Origin of the sequence: Robinsoniella sp. KNHs210 (assembly GCF_000686105.1) — a bacterium.
GTDB lineage: Bacteria > Bacillota > Clostridia > Lachnospirales > Lachnospiraceae > Robinsoniella > Robinsoniella peoriensis.
On record NZ_JMLZ01000002.1, the window covers coordinates 3,586,882 to 3,609,139 of the forward strand.

Consider the following 22,258-nt stretch of genomic DNA (forward strand, 5'->3'; position numbering starts at 1 on the left):
CGGAGTCCAAAAGGCTGAGTCAGGCGCCTTCTTCCTGCTGTTTACTGCCACTGCTCTGTTTTTGCGGAACAGGAGATTACAGATGTTAAAAAAATACTGGATGGATAAAAAATGGCTTGCATTTTTAGCTGTATTTATACTAACAATTGCAGCAACGTTCATTTTCTATCAAAAAACGGATATGTCCTATGAGTTTGCGGACTCCAGCACCATTCGCTACGTTAAGGGAAAAGTAACAGAGGTTTTGTCTGAGGAATTAGAGAAAGCAGATGGAAATGATCCACGTATACTGGGGACCCAGAAGGTAAGGGTATATATAAAAGAAGGGGAACAAAAGGGAAAAGAACTGGAATTTGACAACGTACTATCCACGACCCACAATATTTATGTAAAACCGGGACAGGCTGTTTTAATCAAGGCTGATATGCCAGAGGGGGCTGCACCTTACTACTCTATTTTTAACTATGACAGAACCGGGGGAATTGCAGCAATTGCAGTAATTTTTATTCTTCTGATGGCGCTGGTTGGCAGAAGTAAGGGAATCAAAAGTGTTATCGGGCTGCTCTATGTATTCCTATTAATCATAGGATTTCTCATACCTGCGATTTACAGCGGCTGGCCTCCTGTACTGGCGACGGTACTCATGGCAGTAACTGCATCTGCGGTATCCATGATTCTTCTGAACGGATTTTCGGCAAAAACCTGGACAGCTATTTTATCTACTGTCGCTGGAATCTTGATAGCAGCATTTGTTTTTGCCATATTTGCCTGGATATTATCCGTAGACGGATATAAGCTGGATGAGGTAGAAGAATTGATTCTGGTTTCCAACAGTTCCGGTATGAAGGTTGGGGATATTCTGTTTGCAGGTACACTTGTTTCGTCACTGGGAGCCATTATGGATATGACCATGTCGGTGGCTGCGCCGTTGTATGAGATGCGAGAAGCTAATAATAAGATGAGTTCCAGGGAGATCTATAGAACCGGATTAAAGATTGGGAAAGATATGATAGGTACTATGTGCGAGACATTGGTTTTGGCATTTACCGGTACGGCAATCACTACGCTGCTGCTGTTAAAAGCCTATGGAATTCATATGGATCAGCTGTTAAGCTCTGATTATATTGCCATAGAACTGGCACAAGGGCTTACAGGGAGCATAGCTGTGATACTTGCAGTGCCGATAACTTCTCTGTTGGCGGGATTGAGTGGAAAGAAAGGTGTTCATTATTTGTAACAGAGTAATCTGACTAGTGCATCCCGGCGTAAATACGTCGGGCGACACTAGACAGCAGAGCCTGTTTGAAAATTCATTCCTGTCATCTGCGCGCCCCATTGCGCATGGAATTTGCCCGGAAAATAGTCAGCGCAGCCTGCTATGCCTCATATTTTCCGAACAATTATCCCAACAAAGTGTGGCGGACGGTTGTCAGAAAGCAATTTTCAAACATGCACTGGTTTCTTGTGCTTTATATGCAATATCAGTTAACCGCCCCAAATGACGACAGGTTACTTATATTTCTCATAATATTTTTCAGCTGAAGCATAATCCAGTTTAAAGCATCTAAGAAGTTTTTCAATAATTCGTTCACGGCAGATTCCCTCTTCAAGGTTATCCCTTATTAGGAATTCGATGCATAATTCTCGTTCCTGTTCTATTCCTATCTTGCGTCCGCGTTCTATGCCTAATGCAATTCCATTTTCCTGCCCAAGCTCCAATCCTTCCTTTTTTGCCATATATATAAGATGGTTATAGTCACGGATTGCTTTTTCCCTGGATTCGTATTCTATTCTTTTTGCGTCATCTGCACTTATATTTTTTAAGATCTGATACGCTTCATTTATGTACTCGTTCTTCTCTGCCATATCCTTGAAATCCTCCTCCCGCTTTCCGTTCAGAAATTTCGCCCATTGTAATAATTCGTTTTCCGGTTCTTCCCGATTCCCCAATTTGGGCAGTTCCAGTACATGGAACTCCAGTTTATCAGAATATAAGCTCCCCCGCGTGTCTTCCCGTAGATGAAAACAGGAATACCATTCATCCGTATCCTTTAAGAAATCAAAGTCCAGTATACTGATTTGGATACATTTCACAAGAACATCATAATTATCTCCGCTTATGATCTGATCTGTATACATCTTACAAGTGTAGAACAGGGTACGCTCTTCCCAGCACTGAAAAGGCAGGACCTGCATTTCCAGGTCTATCTGAGTGTTGTCATACATCATTACTCTTACATCCAGAATGCCAAGCTTTTGTGAATCACTTTCTTTTCGCAGGATAGTGTTTAGTAATACTGTTTCCTGAATCTCCTTCGGATCCAGATTTAAAAATGCTGCGATTAAACCTTTTCTGGCTTTCTCACTGTACATCAGCTCTTTAAAACAGAAGTCAACGGTAGGCAGCATGATAAACGGTTCTTTTTTCTCGGGTTCAGTATGGCTGTTACTTATTTTGGGCGAATTGTTCATAGTTAGTCCTCCTCTTACAGAAAGGCAGTTATCCTTTGCAGCGTAAGAGGTTGTTAGATATATTATAACGACTCACAGCTTGCATGGCAACGCCTTATATGAAATTTTACTTGTCGATTGGAAATTACCTGGCAGAATAGCCAGTGTTAAGAAATTTTATATAACAACATATTATCATAAAATATTATTTTGTGCAACACATTTTTAATTAAAGTTACTTATTATGAAATAAAAATAAAGATCCTCTTAATAAGTGATTAACGGCAGCACATCGTGTTCTGATGATATACGCACAAAATGAGTTTGCCTGGTAATGGATAGCCAGAAATAGGGGAAGTCATGATTCGTTCGAATCACAACTACCCCTATTTCAGGCTATGCGTAGATATAAAAACAGCTAAAAAAAACGGGTTTAGCTGATTAAGGGACGCTTTGTAGATGGAGATGGTGCAACGGAAAGGTAAGCAAATACTCAGCTCTGCTCTACGCGGTTTTCTCAGCAGGGTGTAGACCTGGAGTTGTTCTTTTCTGGATGTAGCAGAGTGTGTTTCGGCAGTTCAGTGTGAAATGTGCGAAATACGATTAAGTTTTGCTTGCTTTCCTGATCACAGACTTAACTGGATATAGGTACTATAGCCATTAGTAGAATGATGAAACCATCTACAGTGATAATTAATCTGCTTTCTGCCAATAGCGTCCAGCATGCCCCCTTCTCTTTCCGTACACCATCTCCAGCTACAAAGCGTCCTCTTCTCAGCTAAACCCAAACTAAAGATAAAATTGTTCGCTCTACCCCTCCACAAAGCAAGATCAAAATACCACTATTTCAAAGTATTCATTATTTCACGTGCCTCGTCCGGTGTGGCAGTTTCAAAACCAATAGCCCGGATCAGATGTGCCAAACGTTCCACCAGCTCAAAGTTCATGGATGCAGATTTGCCGGGTGCCAGATAGGCGCTGTCTTCAAATCCAATCCGGACGATACTGGCACCCATTGCAATTGCTGCGGCTAGGAAGTTCCAGTTGTCACGTCCAAAATGAGTCACACCCCATTTGGCATTTGCGGGAACAAAGGAACGGAAAGCTGCAAGGCTTTCGACCGTAGGCTGCATACCTCCTTTGTGTCCGAATACCAGGTTATAAATAATCGGGTCCCGGAAGGGATATTCTTTTGCAGTCATTTCTATATTATGAATCATACCGATATCAAAAACTTCAATTTCCGGTATGGTTTTCTTATCATATACGGTTTTTGCACAGTAGCGGATATCCTCAAAAGAATTCTTGTATACGGCTTCACCAAGATTTGTGGAGCCGCCATTCAGGGATGCAGATTCTACTTTTACATAATCCAGTGGAGTGCAGCGTTCTTCAATGGTCAGATCGGAAACACCTCCGGTAGATGCCTGTACAAGTACATCTGTTTCAGCTAGTATTTTTTCAAAGCATTCCACCATAAATCCGGTATCTGGGGTAAGGGAACCATCCGGACGGCGGCAGTGCAGATGACACATTGCAGCACCGGCTTCTACTGATTTTTTAACATCCAGCGCCAGAGCATCTGCATCAATGGGAGTAGAGGCAGCTACCGGTGCCAGAGAAATAATAACTTTATTCATATTTATACCTATTGCATATTACAGGCTTGCCTGCAATACTGCCACAATAAAACTGGTTGAAAGAATCAGAGCGTGGCATCCTTTCTATATTATAATTTTCTTTCAACCTTTAGTCATTTCTATTTGCTAGTACTACAGTGAACGTTTTGTAATGTTCTATTAAATGCATTATATTTGGGTTTCGCAGAGGAAGGACGCTTTGTAGATGATAGGTAGTGTACAAAAAGAGAAGGGGGCAGACCAGGACATTGGTTTGGAATGCTTAACGCAGAACTGGTATTTTCTAACCTTCCGTACACTACCTATCATCCACAAAGCGTCCTTCCTCAGCTAATCCCATTTAACAAATCTCTTCTACAATGTCCCGCAATGTATTTACTTCCCCTACATTTCCGGGGAAGATAATATATGGCGTATTTGGAAATTTACTTTCTTCGCCGGTCAGCCATACAGGGATTCCTTTTTTGATCTGGCCCATTACCAGTGCTTTTTTAACCTGAAGTCCTTTTGTGCCCACATCGCTGGATGTAATACCGCCTTTGGCAATGATAAAACGAGGCTTTACGGTGAGAAAACGGATGATACTTGTCAGGGCATCGGAGATGTGAACAGATGCCATAAGAATTTCATCTTTGTCTGCGGTATCAGGTACCAGAAGCCTGCGGCTGGTGTAGATGATTACTGTTTTGTTGGATCGGATCAGTGCTTCTGCCTGATCCAGGATACGCTGTACTTCTGCCTTTAATCCGCCATCCTGAAAATAAGAATTTACATTAAACTCCAGAAAAGTCAGGTCTTTTTCTGATTCCAGCAGGGCGTTTAACTGGTCTGTGGTCTTTTGGACGTGAGATCCAATAATTACAATTCCGCCTTTATCTTCCTTGCCGGCTATGAGGTCTTTCTTTGAAAGCAGTGGCACATCAGTTATCTGTCCCAGTACCTTTGGCAGAGCGGCGGCACTTCTTGCTATGAAATTTTTGCCCTGCCTGAGGGCACGTATCAGGCAGATACAGAATATCTTGATGTCTATGTAATCAATGGCATTTACGATAATTTTGGCAAAGCCGGAGGCAGACATCAGTTTATCTGTAATGTTGTCCAGCTCCAGTGATCTTAATTCTTCCAGTGAGATGGTGATGCAGTCTTCTTTGCGGAATCTTCCTTCACTTTTTTCTTCCACGTATTCCGTCAGATCGGAAGAGGTATAACCGAAGGTCTTATCTTTGGAAAATTCTGTATTTCCGGCTGGAATCAGGAAGCCGCCTTCTTTTACATAGTGGATATTGTTGATGGTGTATCGTCCGCCCTCTTTGAAAAAGGGACAGATAATTTCTCCGTCTGTAGGAATGTGGCAGTCTGTCTCCAGGGTGTCTTTTAAAACTTCTGTTTCCAGCGGATAGTGCCCACGCAGGGTAGAATCGCCCCGGGAAATCAGAAAAAATCCCTGACCGTTTTCTACAGCTGTTTTACCGATACGACGGGCAATCTGTGTGTGTACCCGGATGGTTTGTTCCCTGAAAAAACTACGGGAGTTTGTTAACAGGAAAAACATATCTTCTTTGGATGTAAAAGCCTGATTTATGGCTGACTCTTCCCAGTCCGTATAGACATATACGTCATGAACAGTCTGGATGCCGGTAGGATCATCATCCAGAACCACTATTTTTTTATGAAAATCCTGGTATTCCGACCGCAGCATAAGGTCGATATGTTCAGTATCTACAGAAGGGTATTTGTCCAGGACATCTAATGTTAAGGCCTCTGTAGTTTGCGCATTCTGTTTCATAGATAACATCTCCTTTGGGATTTAGAGCGAGTTTAAATTACCTGTTTCCAAAATTTATAATGATCGTTAATGGTTTGTTCGATTCCGGTAAAATCTTTCCTGGAAATCATGGTTAGCATTTCAGTATGAAGACGGATAAAATCGTCGGTATCATCTTCCGCTAAGACCATTTTCACAGCATTTTTCCGGGAAGGTATGGTAATACGGTCCACATAGGTATACATGCTGAGCAGCAGCTGATTTTGGGAGGCATTTGTCAGAGCCATATGAAAATCAATGTCTGCATTTAAGACGGTCTCAATATCCTTATCTTTTTTGGAAACGGCATTTATCAGGTTTTCCAGGCAGCCTTCTATATGGGCAATCTGCTCCGGTGTAATGGTGTGCATAATTTGCTGCATAATACCGATATCCAGTACTTTTCGAAGCTGGATAATTTCATCCGATGAATTCTTCTCAAGAAGAATACCATAGAGCATAGGGTCCAGCATCTTCTGGCTGTACCGGTCATTTACGAATGTACCGTCGGGGCGTTTGATATAGACTACACCGTAGGCTTCCAGGATTTTGATTGCTTCCCGGATGGAGTTGCGCCCCACCTCGAAGGTGGCGCAGAGGCTGGTTTCCGTAGGCAGCTTATCTCCGGGCTTTAATTCTCCGTTTATAATGGCATCGGTAATTTGGTTTACGATCCGGCTGACAATTGATTTGTTTTGCAAAGATCTCGAAAGGATAGGTGTGTCAGTTTTTGATTGGGCCATATAGGCACCTCCTTTTCTGGGGTAGTGGAAGCAGCGTATCTTTTAGGATACGCCTATTTATAAGCCACAGGCATCCAGATCTTCATTTCACCAAATCCCCTGTTGTCCCATGCAAAGTATGGGATCAGGCGGATATGGGTCGTGGACATTCCGTGATAACGCAGGGTCTGGTAGAGGGAATCACGGTTGTATTCTTCTCTGTTAATGCGGTATACATCACCTTCCAGTGCGGCAAGGTCCCTGCCGCCTATAGTATAGGCAACCGGAGTGAATTCGGCGTCCAGTTTCCATAAAAGGTCATCTAAAGTTTCTACATCTGCATCCGGGCTTTCTATACAGTATACCAGAGGTCCGCGCTCAAGTGCAGCCTGATTATTCGTTTCTTCCACCAGAGCATGCGCAGTAGATAAACGGGCAGGCATATCAAATGAAACTGTTACATCGGATACAGTGTCCGGGTTGATACAAATCTTCTTATAGGTCTGGCTGTCATTTTGGGTAAGACAGATGTTCGTCTCTCCCCCAATGGTAATAGTTCCGTTTTCTACCCAGCCCGGAATGCGGACATTTAGATAGATTGGTGTCTTATGATCCGGGGACGCATATTTCAGGTCTTCAATGTGAAAGGATATATTTCCGTCATAAGGATAGTTCGTATCCTGGATTAGTGTAAAGGATGCGCCGCAGGGAAGCTCAATCTGGGAGCGGCTTGCACCGTACATACCCATCCAGAGGGTGTCATCCGATACGGTATAGGCATATTCACTGGACTGGGCAATGGTTCTGGCAAGGTTTGGAGGGCAGCAGTAGCTTAATATATACTCGCTTCTTTCCAGTGGCCAGATCAATTCGTAATCCAGTTTCTTTGCTCTGCGCAGCATGTTTTCATAGAAATATTTCTTGCCATCCATGCTGACAGCAGCGAGGTTTACATTCAGCATAGTACGTTCGATAATATCAAAATACTCAGCCTTCGGATCAGCCTGGAACATACGGTAAGCCCAGAATACACTTCCGATAGAAGCGCAGGTCTCGTTATAAGCGGTGATATTGGGAAGCTGGTATTCATATCCGTAAGCCTGGTGGATCTTCTGGTCAATGAAGAAGTTGCCATAGGGTGAGGTTCCGTTATAAAGGGCTCCGCAGCCTCCGGTTATGTAGAGCTTCTTATCAACCAGGTTGCGCCAAACTTTATCCAGCATTTCCTTATATTCTGACTCGCCTGTTTCAGCATACAGATCCGCAACACCTGCATACAGATAGTTGGAACGCACTGCATGTCCTAAAATCTTATCGTGTTGTTTTAGGGGGATACGGTCCTGGTTATCATCGGTACCATCTTTTACAGAGTCACGTAACTCAATAGCAAGCTTTGCAAGCTCCAGATATTTTTTGTCACCTGTTGTCCGGTACATTTCAATGAGACCCATGTAGTGGGATGGGCATACGGCGGTCTGTACTTCCCCGTTTTTAGCGTTATCCTGATACATCTGGTCAAGGTAAACGGCAGCTTTTTTAGCAATCTCCAGAAAGTTCTCTTTCCCGGTGATCCGTTTGTAAAGGCAGGCCGCAGTAAATAAATGGCCAAAGTTGTAAACCTCAAAATCATTGATATCACCTAAACGTGCAATACCGTTATTCTGGCGTTCGCCCAGAATCTGCTTGGTGGAAATATATCCATCTTCCAACTGGGCACGTCCGATGAGGTCAATATAATCATCCAGCTGATCTAAAAGTTCCTGATTTCCGTTTTTAGCGGCGCTGTACATTGCAGATTCCATCCATTTGTAAAAGTCCCCGTCGCCAAAATTGGTTCCGTCAAAGGTACCTTCTGCCTCTCCGGCACAAATCCGGAAGTTTTCCACAACATGGCTGATATCCTTAGCTTCAAACATACTTTGTAAATGAGGAACTGTATCACCGGCGCATGCGGTAAATGCATCTGCCCAGAATCCCCTGGTCCAGTTAACGGCATTCCAGGGGAGAGGGGATACTTTTGAAAAAGGGGATTTTGTAGTATTAGTTAGCATGATAAAACCTCGCTTTCCATCTTTGATTAATTATTAATAGTATCTGGTAGTCCATAAACTGGAAGCTTCCATAATATGTATTCCTGCAGGCAGGGAACCGGACGGCAGGCCTGCGGCGGGGAGTCTGGTTCAGAAATTAAATCAGACCTTTCATACGCAATGCTTCTTTTAAAGCTGCCGCCCCGTAACGTGGGCTGGAAACTACCGGCTTACCATAAGTTTCTGCGATTAACTCTTCGCAGTAAGCCATGGAGCCCTGACATAAAAGAATTACATCTACATCCTGACAGATTTCCCCGGCTTTTTTCAGAAGAAGTTCCCTGAACTGTTCCTGATTCAGTCCGAATGCACCATCAATTAAGCCGTCTGTCAGTGTTACTGGTTTTCCGATTTCCCTGGCAACACGCAGGATGGTATTTTTAGTTGGTTCTAAAGTGGTGGGAAGTGTAGCCAGTACTCCGATACGGGAACCCTGCCTTGCAGCATCCCGGCACATTTCTTCATCTACCCTTACAATAGGCACACCGAGGTATCTGCCCATGTCCTGTACACAGTCAGCCGCTTCTCCGACAGAAGAGCAGATATTCAAAACGGCATCTGCGCCATCCTGAACTGCTTTCAAGAACATGGTAATCAGTCTGGCAGCAGCATTTGCAGTCACATATCCATGATCTCTTGTTTCAGAAAGGATGGTAGGGTCTTCGTAACTCATCAGTGTTACTTCCTCTGGGAGCTGGCATTTTACTTCACGTTCTACTAATTCAATTAATTCTGGTGTGGTGCTTGTATACACTAATCCTATTTTCATGATTTTACCTATAATATATTGCAGGCTTGCTGCAATACTGCCACTTATTAAACGGGTTGAAAGAATCTCTGTGTGGCATCCTTTCTATATTCATAATTTTCTTTCAGCCATTTTCCTGTTACGCAGTTTTGGATTCATAACTTCTTATCCAACGTTCAACGTAGGATGTTGAAATATAACCCTATATTCTCACATAATACAAGATTTGTAAAGATAGGAATTGTGCATAAAATAAAAAGGTTATTTTGTAAGTATTGTACAAGATCTTTTGTGAAAGAAGAAATTGGCATTGTAAGACTGTAAAGATTAGTGTATTTTAAAGTAGAGTGCAGATGAAAAATGCAGTGATTTTTCCGCTTTTTGAGATTTTCAGGAAAAGTGGAACTGAAATGGAGAAAACGAATGAAAAAGATTGCAAGATGGTTTGGAAGGTGTAAGATCAAGGATCAGATCAGAACAGCGATTATTGCCCTGGCTGTTTTTTCGACGGTATTGCTGGGAGTTCTCAGTTACTTTCTTTCCAAACATATTATTGAGCGGAATTACCAGGAGGACTTTTCCTATAACCTGGAGATCTCGGATGAGATTACCGATATTCAGTTAAATAATATAATAGAGCTAACCAGAAATCTTCTGGTGAATCCCAGTTTTATGTCTGTTTTTAAGGAATCCGGTACAAATAAAAACAAGGATTTTTCCAGTACCCAGAGGCATACGCTGGAATCCTATCTGGGCAGAATTGCGACCCAGGAAACCCTGATTGGTGAGATTATTGTATTGGATAACACAGGAAAACTCTATACATATTCCGCTAATTCCGGTGAGAGTGTTTCCTATCATATCCAAAATGTGCTGGAAACCAGTTGGGTGAAGGAGATGAACGAAGCTAACGGGAAAGAAGTATTTTACGGGCAGAATATTCTGAATCCGGATAAGAACCGGGGAATGGTATCCATGGGGAAATTACTGGTAGATCCGGGGAACTATGAGGGAATCGGATATATGGTGGTAAATATTCGGCAGAAGATATTTGAAAAGGCCTTTGGATCTACTCACCGGGCCAACCAAAGCGTATCTTTTATGGTGGTAGATGATAAAAAACATAACTCCATTATGTATTTCAGAGGAAACGAAGAAGATCAGGAACAGATTGAACAGGAGTATTTCCGGGGCTCCGGATTTGGGAATCAGTTTGTATTTGCCAGCGTGGAAAATGACCCCACCGGCTGGAAAATGGTGAGTATTATACGAAAAAGTGAACTTACCAGGGACAGTAATGTAATCGGGGCTATCATAATGGGAATCATTCTGATGCTGGTAATTTTAGGATTTTATATTTCCCGGTTTATATCCGGTAAAATCTATGAACCTCTCCGAAAACTGGAGAATACCATAGAGGAAGTGGGTGAGGGTAACAGAAATATCACCGAAGAATTTGATTCCAGTGAAGTTGGGCAGATTGGCAATAAATTCAAGCAGATGGTCAACAATAACCTGGAACTTTGTGAACGTCTGCTTTCCAGTGAGTTAAAGGAAAGAGAATCGGAACTACTGCTTTTGCAGTCTCAGATTAATCCTCACTTTTTATATAATACTATGGATTCCCTTTATTGTATGGCGGTAATCCACGAGGCAGATGATATGGCACAAATGGTAGATGCGCTGTCCCGTACTTTTAGGCTGAGCCTGAACAAGGGGAATAAACTGATCAAAGTCGCAGATGAAGTGGCCCATATTAAGTCTTATATGGAAGTACAGAACTTCCGTTATAATAATCGCTTTGAACTGGGGCTTGATATCCCGGTAGAGTTGGACGATGTCTATATTTTGAAATTTATCCTCCAGCCGTTTGTGGAAAACGCGATGTATCATGGGCTGGAACCACAGATAGGAAAAGGGAGCATTCAGGTAGGTGCTGTCAGGGAAGATGAAAAAATTATTTTTACCATTGTGGATGACGGCGTGGGAATTGCTGATTTGTCTGTATTGGAAAAAGGATATGGAGTACGAAATGTAAGAGAGCGAATTGCGCTGTATTACGGAGAAGGATATGGAGTCAGATTTGACAGTGAGCCGGGAGTGGGGACAAAGGTTACGGTCACGGTAGGCTTGTCTTATCAGGAAGGAGTAATTGCAAATGAAAAGAGTAGTGATCGTTGATGATGAATATATTGTAGTAAATGGAATAAAAGCCATGATCGCCAGAGAAAAAATGGATTTCGAGGTAGTTGGATTTGCCTATGACGGGATTGAGGGGCTGCGTGTGATCCTGGAAGAAAAGCCGGATCTGGTTATTACGGATATCCGTATGCCCGGTATGGACGGACTTTCTTTAATTGAAGAAGCAAGAGAATACACGCCGGATACAGTTTTTGTAGTGATCAGCGGATATCAGGAATTTGAGTATGCCAGAAAGGCCCTTCTGCTTGGTGTCAGGGGTTATATCGATAAGCCCATAACAATGGACAAGATACGTGACACCATGCAGATGACCGAAAGCCTGCTGGCGGACAGGGCGGATCAATCCCGTAAAGAGGAAACCCAGACCAGGAAGAAAGAATTTCAGGATATCAGTCAGGAATTAATGCATTCCATAGAAGAAGCTGATATTAGATCATATGAAGAAATACTTTCCGCTACGTTAGAAGCGCTTCAAAATTATACGGACACACTGGAAGAATATAAGAAAGAAAGCTACAAAATGGTCTGTCTTGCTCTGGGCATTTATTTTGAAAAGCGCAGAGAAAGAAAGGAAGAACAACATTTTCCATCCTATCAAAATGTGGAAAATATGGAATCTTATGAAGAGGTCAATACATTTGTAGAAGAAATATTCCGATCCATGCTTCAAAGAATGGAGGTTACAAAGATCGGAGGGATGCACCGTACTGTAGAAAAGCTGCTGACCTATATTAATGAGAATTACCATCGGGATATCGGACTTGCGGAACTGGCGGATATGGTAGCTATGAATCCGGCATATCTTAGCATTCTGTTCAAAGATGAAGTTGGTATGAGTTACATTAAATATCTGACGAAGACCCGGATGGAACATGCAAAAGAACTTCTGAACCAGGGCTATAAGGTCATAGAGGTCAGCGAGAAGGTAGGGTACAGCAATTATCGTTATTTTTGCGATATTTTTAAAAAAAATGTGGGGCAGACGCCGAATGAGTATAAGGGTACGGTGCGGAGGAAAAGTGAGTAATGAGGGGGATGAGGTAGCGTCCCCTTACTCAGCTAAACCCAGGACAAATCCTTCCGCATAAAAAGCCTCATCTAATAAAAGCTTTTCAGTGTGAATCAGAGTCTGCCCGCCCTTGCATTCAAAGGGGAGGGACTGCCCTGTACGCATGGAGCGGATTTCCCGGATATCAGCATCAATGGTCAGGGATAGCATATTGGGAAGGTCAGGGATTTCATCATACAGAAAGTAAGCATAGATATTCCCCGATTTTTGTGTATATTTTATCCGCTCCTGGAAATAGGGTGGAATAATTGATGTCTCATAGATTCCATCACCGAACAGAGCCAGCCATTTTCCCATATTTTTAATGGACTCTACGGCCGGTTTCGGAAGTTCGCCGTCGGGCTGAGGGGCAATATTGAGCGCAAGGTTTCCGCCCTTACTTACCACATTCAGCAGCATGTGGACCAGTTCCCTGCCTGTTTTAAAATGATCGGTATAATGAAAGGAAAATCTTTCTCCAACGGTGGCACAGGTCTCCCATGGAATGAACAGTGGCTGGTCAGGAATCTGTTTTTCCGGAGTGATAATATTTTCGTAAGGCCCTCCCACACAGCGGTCACAGACGATCAGATGGGGCTGTGTGGTGCTGCGCAGGGTCTCCACTACCTTTTCCAGATGGATGTCCTGGTCCAGATTATCCTTGCTGACCCATCCGCCATCCAGCCAAAGCACATCTATTTTTCCGTAGTTTCTTCCCAGTTCCAGAATTTGCCGGTGGGTGAATTCTTCAAATTTTTTCCACAGATCAGGGTGTTCCTTGACGTTATAATTCATATTCCTGGTTGGTGCCGTCCCAAATTCGCTGTGCCAGTAATAATCGCTGTGCCAGTCCGGTTTGGAGAAGTAAGCAGAGATGGCAAGTCCTTCTTTTCGGAAAGCATCATACAGGGAGCCTGCAATATCAGCATAGGGACTGGTGTGAAAAGGACAGGATTCATGCGTAATTTTGTAATCGGTAGTTTCTGAATCAAACATGCAGAATCCATCGTGGTGTTTGGTAGTGAACAGGAGATACCGGAAGCCGCATTCCTTAGCCAGGCTTGCCCAGCGGTCGGGACGGAATTTCACTGGATTGAAAGTCTTATTTGCATTTATATACTGCTCCTTGAAGGTGGGGATGTCGGTCCAGTCCACGTCCTCCTGTGACCAGGACCCGTCTCCGTCAGAGAGAGGCCAGGATTCATAAGTTCCCAGCTGGCACCCGGGCGCCCAGTGCATCATAAGCCCCAGTTTTAATCCCATAAACCAGTTGATGTGTTCCTGTACAGCAGGACTGTCCGCAGGAACATATTTTTCGGCATCGGTATAGGTATGAATTCCATTAGTTACAACTTGTTCTTTCATCGTTATTCCTCCATTTTTAGGTTAAGGTGTTTCAAATGTAATGCGGGCAGTGAGAATGCCCCGCTCTTTCCGGTAAGTCAGTCCGCTTGCTCCCTTGAAATTTAAACGGATCCGCTCATTGATGTTGCGGATGCCAAATCCGTTGGATACTTTTAGTGCGGTGTCTTCCGAGTGGTCTAAGAATTTGTTGAGTTCTCCTGCATCACAGCCTACACCGTCATCTGTGATGTCAATAATGACAGTACGGGATGAGCGGTAAATATGTACCAGGATGTGAAGATCTTTTTTACTTTCCACCAGACCGTGGGAAATAGAGTTTTCAATCAGCGGCTGGAGGGTAAATTTGGGGATGTATACGGTGTTCAGATCCTCCGTGGCATCAACATCCAATACCAGGTTCTGGGAGTGGCGCAACTGCTGGATGTTGATATATTCCTGAATGTTTTGCAGTTCACTTGAGACAGGAACAAGCTTATCCGGTTCTGTAATGCTGTACCTCATAAGGTTTGCAATGGATGAGACAATTTCTGCAATTTCATCTTCGTTTTTTGAAAGAGCCATCCAGTTCACGATATCCATGGCATTAAATATGAAATGTGGATTGATCTGGGCCTGTAGTGCACGCAGTTCGGAACGTTTCTGCTGTTCGGTCTGCTCCTGAATATCCTGAATTAACTGGTTATTGTGGGAAATCAGCTGTGAAAAGCTGTCACAGAGCATGACAATTTCCTTATCTCTGGAAAAATGCAGGATATCTACTGAAAAATTTCGTGTATCGTGTATTGTGCTGATCGTCTGCGCCATACGGATGATAGGGCGTGTAAAACGATTGGATATCAAATAAATGCCCGCCATCAGCACGAGAAAGATCAGGAATACAAACAACAGATAAAAGCGCATCAGATGGCTGAGCTGAGTCTGGATATCCCTGTAAGGTGTCAGAAACAATATTTTAAGATCATACCGCTGCAGGGAATTCAGACTCATTACATACCGCTGGTTATCCAGAGTGACAATTTCGCCGCCAAATGCATGTCTTGCCATAAACCGGTCACAGGCTTCCAGGTACAGGGATTTTTGGGCATTGCTTAGGAATAAAAGTTCCTGCTGGCTGGTGAAAATTGCATATCCGCTGTTATCACTGATCGGATCAAGAGAAAAAGTACGTGCCAGGTCTTTGGCTGCAATGCTGATTACCATCACCCCCTGTCCTTCTTTGGAATAGGGGCCTGTATAGTAGTTATTATGAATAATCTGTGCAAAACAGAAATTCTTTGTTTCCGGATCCAGAAAAATACGGCTTCTTTTTCCCGATTCGATCAATTGCAGATACCAGCTCTCTTTCTTTACCTCGGTATCCGAAAAAATGTTGCTGGAAGAGACAAAAGGATTGGTATTCAGGGTCTGACTGTCGAAGAATTCTGCAATCGGAAGGCTGTCGTTCAGAAACAGCGTATTTTTCAGATACAGGCTGCTGCCCAGAATCTGACCGGTGGAATAATGGGAAAACTGGTTTGTAATGGATTGCCGGATCTTAATTTTCTCCAGGGAGTCTTTCACGGTTCCGGTGCTTAGGTAAATGCCGATTGCTTCGTCCCCAATGATTCTCAGGGAGGTCTGACGGATGGAATCCAGGAAACTCTCTACCATATTTGAATTCATAGTAACAGCTGATTTCTGATAACGCATAATTTCAGTTTCATATCCCTGGCGGAAGAGTATGAAGATAAAGGCATATGACAAGAGCGTGATTACTAATATTCCGCAGGAAAAGGCTAAAAATATTTTCTTTTTAATTCCCATGTTTCCTCCGTCTACTCAGATGTTTTTTTCAGATTCAGCGACTTTTGAATACATAAGTTGCGGTACTCGCTTGGCTTCATATTCATTTGTTTTTTGAAATATTTTGCAAAATATCTGGAATCCTCGTATCCGGATTTCAGAGCTACATCAGAAATGGAATACTGTACGTCGCTTAAGAGTTCCTTTGCCTTTTCCATACGCAGATTCGTCAGATAAGTACTCAGATTTTCACAGGTAGATTGCTTGAAAATGGTACTTAGATAAGAGATTGATACATTCATGGAATCCGCCAGATACGAGATATTAAATGACGGGGAATCAAAATGTTTCTTCATATATTCCCGTGCCGTCTCAATTAACGTGTCGGTACTTGCATGACGTTGTCTGCTGCTGGCAGTCATTACGTCGCTGTAGCGGGTTATAATAAAATTTATCTTTTCCTCAGGGCTTGGAAGATCATAAAACTGACTCAGCGTTTTGGATTTCGATGTGTCTAATACAGACTGAGAGATATTCAGCTGTTCAAAATAGGAATACAGATAATTCAGAAGCTGGGTTCCCAATGCATTGCCTTCCTGACTTTTCATAGGAGCAAAGTATTCTTCAGAAGAAAAATAAGAATCAAAAAATTTCAAATCACATTGTCTTAGCGCTGTTAGTATCTCATCTTTTAAAGAAGGACTCCATGATTTCAGATATGTGTCCTTGCTGAATTTTTTTTCCTGATTGATACGCAGCAGCAATCCTTCCAGATCCTGGAGCTTCTGTCTTGTTACGGGCTTTAGAATGTAATCCGTCACTCCGTATTGGATTGCTTTCTGGGCATATGTAAACTCCCCGTGGGCACTTAACAGAATCAGTTTTATTTCCCAGTTCCGCGAAAAAATCTCTTTCGCCAGTTCCAGTCCATCCATCACAGGCATCTTGATATCCGAAATAATAACATCCGGAGGAGATAGCTTTATCAGTTCCAGAGCGTCTTTGCCATTGGAAGCAGTTCCGGTCAGGGTTCCTTCAAATCGCTTCCAGTCCAGCATGGATATCAGGCCTTCCACAGCGTACTTTTCATCATCAATTAATAATATATTCATAATTCTCCCTTCATTCATACAGGTATTTTGGCCTTTTGTTTGCACTTTCGCTCCATTTTTAGATTATAGCGGATTTTATAGGAAGAGACAAGTAAACGGGATGAATGCAGAAAAATAGTGCACCTTATCAAAAAAAAGTCAAGTTGTTCTGGCAGGGTTAATACTTGTATAATGGAAAAGGTAATAGAACCGGGGACATGTACAGAATTGAAAGGAACCCTGAGATGGTCAGGGAATGGAAAGGAGGAGATAATGCATATGAAAACAAAGGGGAACAGAACCGGAATTTCCGGTACTGCCAGAAAGAGAATGGTTTATTTTAAGAAAAACCTGCCTTTGACCTTGATGGCACTTCCGGCGGTTGTGATTATGATTTTGTTCAGATATCTGCCTTTAAGCGGGATTCTTCTTGCATTTAAGAAATTTAATGTTCGAAAAGGAATCTTTGGCAGCGAATACATAGGATTAGATAACTTTAAGTTTTTATTTAAAAGCTCAGATGCATTTATTATTACAAGAAATACGCTGCTTTATAATATCTTATTTCTGGTCATTGACCTGGTGATTGCGGTTGCAATTGCTATTGTGCTGAATGAACTATGGAATAAAAGGAGATCAAAGGTCTACCAGACGATATTTATGGCACCCTATTTTTTATCCTGGGTAGTAGTTTCTTTTGTAGGGTTTGCATTGTTAAGCGTAGATAACGGATTGTTTAACCGGTTATTGGAGATGTTTGGAAAGGAAGGGGTCAACTGGTACAGCGACCCGAAGTACTGGCCGGTGATCCTTGTTATTGTACAGATCTGGAAAACTGTTGGATATTCTACGGTAATGTATCTTGGATGCCTTACGGGGATACCAAATGATTATTATGAAGCCGCTGTTATGGATGGCGCTACCAAGTGGCAGCAGATCCGTTATATTACAATTCCATGTATGCGGTCTATGATGATTATCCTGTCCATTTTGGCAATCGGAAAAATCTTTTTCGCTGATTTCGGGCTGTTCTATCAGATGCCAAGAAACAACGGTCCATTATTCCCGGTGACAAATGTTATTGATACTTATTTATACCGGGCGCTGAAGGAAACCGGAAATATCGGAATGGCTTCGGCTGCAAACCTGTATCAGTCTGTGGTGGGCTGCGTATTGGTGGTGGTATCAAATATGGTTGTGAGAAAAATAGATAAAGAAAGTGCTTTGTTTTAAGGGAGGGAATCGGCATGAGTGCTGGAAAGAAAAAAAAGAAAGAGGAGATTTTGGAATCCAATCCGGATTTTAACCGGATATCGGGAAAGTCCAATGTCATCTGGAATATTCTGCTGACGGTTATGGCATTGTCCTGTGTGCTGCCGCTGCTTCTGGTGGTAATTGTATCTTTTAGCAGCGAAAACAGTATCTATCAGAACGGTTACAGCTTTTTTCCATCCGAACTGAGCCTGGAAGCATACCGGTATTTTTTCCGGCTGGGAGACCAGATTGTCCGGTCTTATGGCGTGACTATATTTGTAACGGTATTTGGCACATTGTTCAGCGTATTTATCACCTGTCTGTTTGCCTATGTATTATCCAGGTCAGATTACCGTTATAATAAAATATTGACGTATATGATGCTGTTTACGATGCTATTTAATGGGGGGATGGTACCGAGTTATATTGTGAATACCCAGTTTCTGCACCTGGGGAATTCCATATGGTCACTGATACTCCCCATGAGCTTTAATGCTTTTTATGTGGTGGTGCTGCGAACGTTCTATAAGAGTATTCCAATGGAGATTATCGAAGCGGCAAGGATCGATGGATCCGGAGAATTCAATACTTTTCTGAAGGTGGTTTTTCCGTTGTCAAAACCGGGAATAGCAACGATTTCCCTGTTTACCATGATCGCCTACTGGAACGACTGGTTCCTGGGAATGCTTTATATTATGGATCAGAAAAAATACCCGATCCAGACATTGCTGTGGAGTGTACAAAACAGTCTGGAATCGGTAAAGCAGTCGGCATCCAACGCACTTGAGTATGCGGAGGTTGCAAAATCCGCACCTACTGACAGCGGGCGTATGGCGCTGACCGTTTTAGTTGTGATACCTATTCTGCTGGCATATCCATTCTTCCAGAAATACTTTGTAAAAGGGTTGACGGTTGGAGGAGTGAAGGGCTGACAGATAGTAAATAAAAAATTAGTTTAAGGAGGAACAGGTATGAAAAGAAAGACAATTGCAGCGGTATTGGCTATTTCTATGGCAGCTGCGCTATTGGGAGGGTGCTCGGGCACTGGAGAGACAGGTTCTACGGCTTCTGAGACAAATGCCAAAGGCACGGAACAAGGGGCAGCGGAGTCAAACGGCTCAGAAGAGTCTAAGGAGACAAAGACGGCTGGTTCGGATGACATTGTAAAATTAAAATGGTATATGTCCATCAACCCTGTAGCACCGGACACCGATAAGGTCATTGAGAAATTAAATGAATATACCAGAGATAAAATTGGGGTTGAAATTGATTATCAGGTAATTGCCAATCCGGATTATAAGGAGAAGATGCCTACGTATATCAATTCCGGTGAATACTTTGATATCTGTTTTACTGCAAACTGGACGACAAATTATGCCCAGTTTGCCACAAGAGATGCATTTATGGATATCACAGAGCTGCTTCCCCAGTATGCGAAAGAAACCTATGACTTTATTCCCAAGGAGGAATGGGATGCGGTAAAAGTAGACGGCAAGATATACGGAGTGCCCTCTTATAAAGAGATGGGATGGCAGGGTTCGATCTATGCTAACAGTGATATGGCAAAAGAATATGGTATTGATTTGAGTAAGGTTAAGACATTAAATGACTATACAGAAGTTCTAAAAACCGTCAAAGAAAAATCTCAGGCAGAAGGAAAAAATGTGATTGGGTTATCAGGACTTAACAGTGGATTCCAGCTGGGCGTTCCCTTTGAATCCCTGACAGGTACGCCTACTTTACCGGGTGCATCTGCAATTCCGGAAACGAACCTCTTCGCAGACCAGGAGGAAGTGTTCAACCAGTATGCCACACCGGAATATATGGAATATTGCAAGATGGTTCACGGATGGTATCAGAATGGCTACATCTCCAAGGACCCGGTACAGTATGATTCTGACATTGCAAACAGAGATAACGATTTTAACAACGGAAATCTGTTTTCCTATGTGACAGCGAATGCCCCCGGTGCGGCACAGATGCTGGAGACAACGGCGGGACACGGAATTACATCCATCGACCTGACTATGCCGATTTTTGAAACGAGAAGCGCTCTTGGCGGACTGCTTGCAATCTCATCCGGAAGCGAACATCCGGAAAAAGCCCTGGAATTCATTAACCTGCTGAATACAGACCAGTATGTGGGAACTTTAATCCGCCATGGTATTGAAGGCGAACATTATACAGCAGTGGGTGACAACCAGATTGACCGGACTATGGGCGGTACACTTTCACCGGAAAAGAACGGGTATGATTACACTTTTGGATGGCAGTTTGGAACTCCCTTCAATCAAAAATGGGATATCTCATATCCTGAAAATATTGTAGATTTGTTCCAGGAATACAACGGTAAGAGCATTACAGCAAAACACAATGGATTTATGATTGACACTACTACGGTAGAAACGGTAATTGCTTCTGTGACAAACGTGGTGGCACAGTATGGACCGGCGCTGGAATCCGGTATGGTAGATCCCGAGGAAAAGATTCCGGAATTCCTGAAACAACTGGAGGAAAACGGTGTGGATGAACTGTTAAGTGAGATCAGCAGCCAGATTAAGGACCACAAATAAAATGAAAGAAGGGAAGGAAAAACCAAATATCGTATTTATCCTGACGGATGACCAGGGGGCATGGGCAATGCACTGTGCTGGAAATGAAGAAATCAGTACTCCGAATCTGGACCGCCTTGCAAAAGAAGGAATGAGGTTTGAAAACTTCTTTTGCACTTCCCCGGTGTGCTCACCCGCAAGGGCATCCATTCTCACCGGAAGGATTCCGTCCCAGCACGGCGTGCATGACTGGATCCGTTCGGGGAATCTGGACCTTGAGAGCCTTGGCGGAAAAAAAGAGGACCCTTATTATGCAAGTGAAGAAAAAGCGATTCCCTACCTGGAGGGAATGCTTACTTACACGGATGTACTGGCGGCGAACCACTACAGCTGCGCCCTTGCCGGGAAGTGGCATCTGGGTGACAGCAGGAACCCCCAGCATGGATTTACACGCTGGTATACCATTGCCAGAGGGGGGTGTCAGTATTATAAACCGGATATAATTGAAGATGGTGAACTACACTTTGACAACCGGTATGTAACGGATCTAATCACGGAAAAGGCAGTTTCTTACCTGGATGCAATGAGCGGGGAAGAGCCCCCGTTTTATCTGAGCATCCATTACACGGCTCCCCACGACCCCTGGGATGAAGACCAGCATCCAGGAGAATTTGTGGAGCTGTATCGGGATTGCAGCTTCCGTTCCGTCCCGGATCTTCCGGTACATCCAAACCAGATTAAAAGCGCTCCCTCCGGTACCGGAGAGGTCCGCAAGTCGCTGTTGAGAGGCTATTATGCGGCAGTATCCGCTATGGATGCAGGGGTTGGGAAGATACTTGACAGACTGGATGAACTTGGGATCAGACAGAATACCATCGTTATGTTTATGGCTGACAATGGTATGAATATGGGTCACCACGGAATCTGGGGCAAAGGAAACGGAACATTCCCGTTCAATCTATATGATACGGCAGTGAAAGTACCGTTTATTGCATCCTGGCGCGGAAAAATACCGGAGGGCATTACAGCGGAAAGTATGCACAGCCAGTATGATTTTATGCATACGCTGCTGGATCTGGTCCAGATCCCGGTAGAACTGCCCGGGAATCTTCCGGGCAAGAGCTTTAAAGAGGTATTGCTTACCGGTGATCAAAAGGATGACGGAGAGGTTGTGGTCTATGATGAGTATGGTCCCAACCGGATGATCCGCACCAGGGAATGGAAGCTGATCCACCGTTATCCCTACGGACCGGATGAACTGTATCATTTAAGCTGCGATCCCCGGGAGACGTATAACCTCATTGGCAGGGCGGAATATGAAACCGTGGAGAAAGAGCTTCTGGACAGGCTGACCCGGTGGTTTATCCGGTATGCAGATCCTAAAATGGATGCGTCCCGGGAAGGAGTGACCGGTTTTGGCCAGTTGTGCAGACCGGGGTGGTATTCCCGGGGAAGCAGCACTTATGCAAAATCTGAAAAATATCAAAACAAGGAGTAACGGAACTGATT

The 22,258-nt window shown here is 43.3% G+C and carries 17 protein-coding genes; 7 read left to right on the top strand and 10 right to left on the bottom strand.

What is annotated here, in order from left to right; all coding sequences use genetic code 11:
• Positions 1–82 precede the first annotated feature (82 nt).
• Complete coding sequence (locus CD03_RS0122275; RefSeq protein ID WP_044289596.1) at positions 83–1,237, top strand: YibE/F family protein; 1,155 nt, start codon at positions 83–85, stop codon at positions 1,235–1,237.
• A 47-nt stretch (positions 1,238–1,284) separates the two neighbouring features.
• Here the strand turns inward: CD03_RS0122275 and CD03_RS40070 are convergent, their stop codons facing one another.
• The 7 genes from CD03_RS40070 to CD03_RS0122305 form a co-directional block, all read right to left on the bottom strand.
• Positions 1,285–1,380 carry a DUF6783 domain-containing protein gene (locus CD03_RS40070; protein WP_377142213.1) on the bottom strand — a complete coding sequence of 32 codons (96 nt, stop codon included), beginning with the start codon at positions 1,378–1,380 and terminating at the stop codon, positions 1,285–1,287.
• A 129-nt stretch (positions 1,381–1,509) separates the two neighbouring features.
• Positions 1,510–2,472, bottom strand: a complete 963-nt coding sequence (locus CD03_RS0122280) for an Rpn family recombination-promoting nuclease/putative transposase (protein WP_044289597.1) — start codon at positions 2,470–2,472, stop codon at positions 1,510–1,512.
• Between the two features lie 821 nt (positions 2,473–3,293).
• Entirely contained in the window at positions 3,294–4,091 is a 798-nt protein-coding gene (locus CD03_RS0122285) for a 3-keto-5-aminohexanoate cleavage protein (protein ID WP_027295521.1), read from the bottom strand.
• A gap of 340 nt (positions 4,092–4,431) precedes the next feature.
• A complete protein-coding gene (locus tag CD03_RS0122290) occupies positions 4,432–5,877 on the bottom strand; it encodes a four-carbon acid sugar kinase family protein (protein ID WP_044289598.1) in 1,446 nt (481 codons plus the stop codon).
• A gap of 32 nt (positions 5,878–5,909) precedes the next feature.
• Positions 5,910–6,638, bottom strand: a complete 729-nt coding sequence (locus tag CD03_RS0122295; protein WP_044289599.1) for a FadR/GntR family transcriptional regulator — start codon at positions 6,636–6,638, stop codon at positions 5,910–5,912.
• 53 nt (positions 6,639–6,691) lie between these two features.
• Complete coding sequence (locus CD03_RS0122300) at positions 6,692–8,668, bottom strand: glycoside hydrolase family 127 protein (protein ID WP_027295524.1); 1,977 nt, start codon at positions 8,666–8,668, stop codon at positions 6,692–6,694.
• A gap of 136 nt (positions 8,669–8,804) precedes the next feature.
• Positions 8,805–9,476 (bottom strand): aspartate/glutamate racemase family protein, encoded by a 672-nt coding sequence (locus tag CD03_RS0122305; RefSeq protein WP_027295525.1) that lies wholly within the window; start codon positions 9,474–9,476, stop codon positions 8,805–8,807.
• 402 nt (positions 9,477–9,878) lie between these two features.
• Between CD03_RS0122305 and CD03_RS0122310 the strand changes: the two genes are divergently transcribed.
• Entirely contained in the window at positions 9,879–11,636 is a 1,758-nt protein-coding gene (locus CD03_RS0122310; RefSeq protein ID WP_027295526.1) for a sensor histidine kinase, read from the top strand.
• Positions 11,614–12,684: a response regulator transcription factor gene (locus CD03_RS0122315; protein WP_027295527.1), complete on the top strand. Its 1,071-nt coding sequence runs from the start codon at positions 11,614–11,616 to the stop codon at positions 12,682–12,684. The genes CD03_RS0122310 and CD03_RS0122315 overlap by 23 nt, the downstream gene beginning before the upstream one ends.
• Before the next feature lie 24 nt (positions 12,685–12,708).
• On the opposite strand, the gene CD03_RS0122320 is transcribed toward CD03_RS0122315, so the two are convergent.
• The 3 genes from CD03_RS0122320 to CD03_RS0122330 are packed head-to-tail and all read right to left on the bottom strand — an operon-like array spanning position 12,709 to position 16,964.
• Positions 12,709–14,070, bottom strand: coding sequence for an alpha-L-fucosidase (locus CD03_RS0122320; protein WP_027295528.1), 1,362 nt, complete (start codon positions 14,068–14,070; stop codon positions 12,709–12,711).
• A gap of 21 nt (positions 14,071–14,091) precedes the next feature.
• The gene (locus CD03_RS0122325) at positions 14,092–15,873 is read right to left on the bottom strand and encodes a sensor histidine kinase (protein ID WP_027295529.1); all 1,782 of its coding nucleotides are present in this window, start codon (positions 15,871–15,873) and stop codon (positions 14,092–14,094) included.
• An 11-nt stretch (positions 15,874–15,884) separates the two neighbouring features.
• Positions 15,885–16,964, bottom strand: coding sequence for a response regulator transcription factor (locus CD03_RS0122330; protein WP_027295530.1), 1,080 nt, complete (start codon positions 16,962–16,964; stop codon positions 15,885–15,887).
• Positions 16,965–17,222: 258 nt separating this feature from the next.
• On the opposite strand from CD03_RS0122330, the gene CD03_RS0122335 reads away from it, so the two are divergent.
• Genes CD03_RS0122335 through CD03_RS34420 form a run of 4 tightly spaced genes read left to right on the top strand, consistent with a single transcriptional unit; the run spans position 17,223 to position 22,247 of the window.
• Complete coding sequence (locus CD03_RS0122335) at positions 17,223–18,176, top strand: ABC transporter permease (RefSeq protein ID WP_081820493.1); 954 nt, start codon at positions 17,223–17,225, stop codon at positions 18,174–18,176.
• A gap of 14 nt (positions 18,177–18,190) precedes the next feature.
• The gene (locus CD03_RS0122340) at positions 18,191–19,129 is read left to right on the top strand and encodes a carbohydrate ABC transporter permease (RefSeq protein ID WP_044289600.1); all 939 of its coding nucleotides are present in this window, start codon (positions 18,191–18,193) and stop codon (positions 19,127–19,129) included.
• Between the two features lie 39 nt (positions 19,130–19,168).
• Entirely contained in the window at positions 19,169–20,770 is a 1,602-nt protein-coding gene (locus CD03_RS0122345) for an extracellular solute-binding protein (protein ID WP_027295533.1), read from the top strand.
• Position 20,771: 1 nt separating this feature from the next.
• Positions 20,772–22,247 (top strand): sulfatase-like hydrolase/transferase, encoded by a 1,476-nt coding sequence (locus CD03_RS34420; RefSeq protein ID WP_044290244.1) that lies wholly within the window; start codon positions 20,772–20,774, stop codon positions 22,245–22,247.
• Positions 22,248–22,258 lie beyond the last annotated feature (11 nt).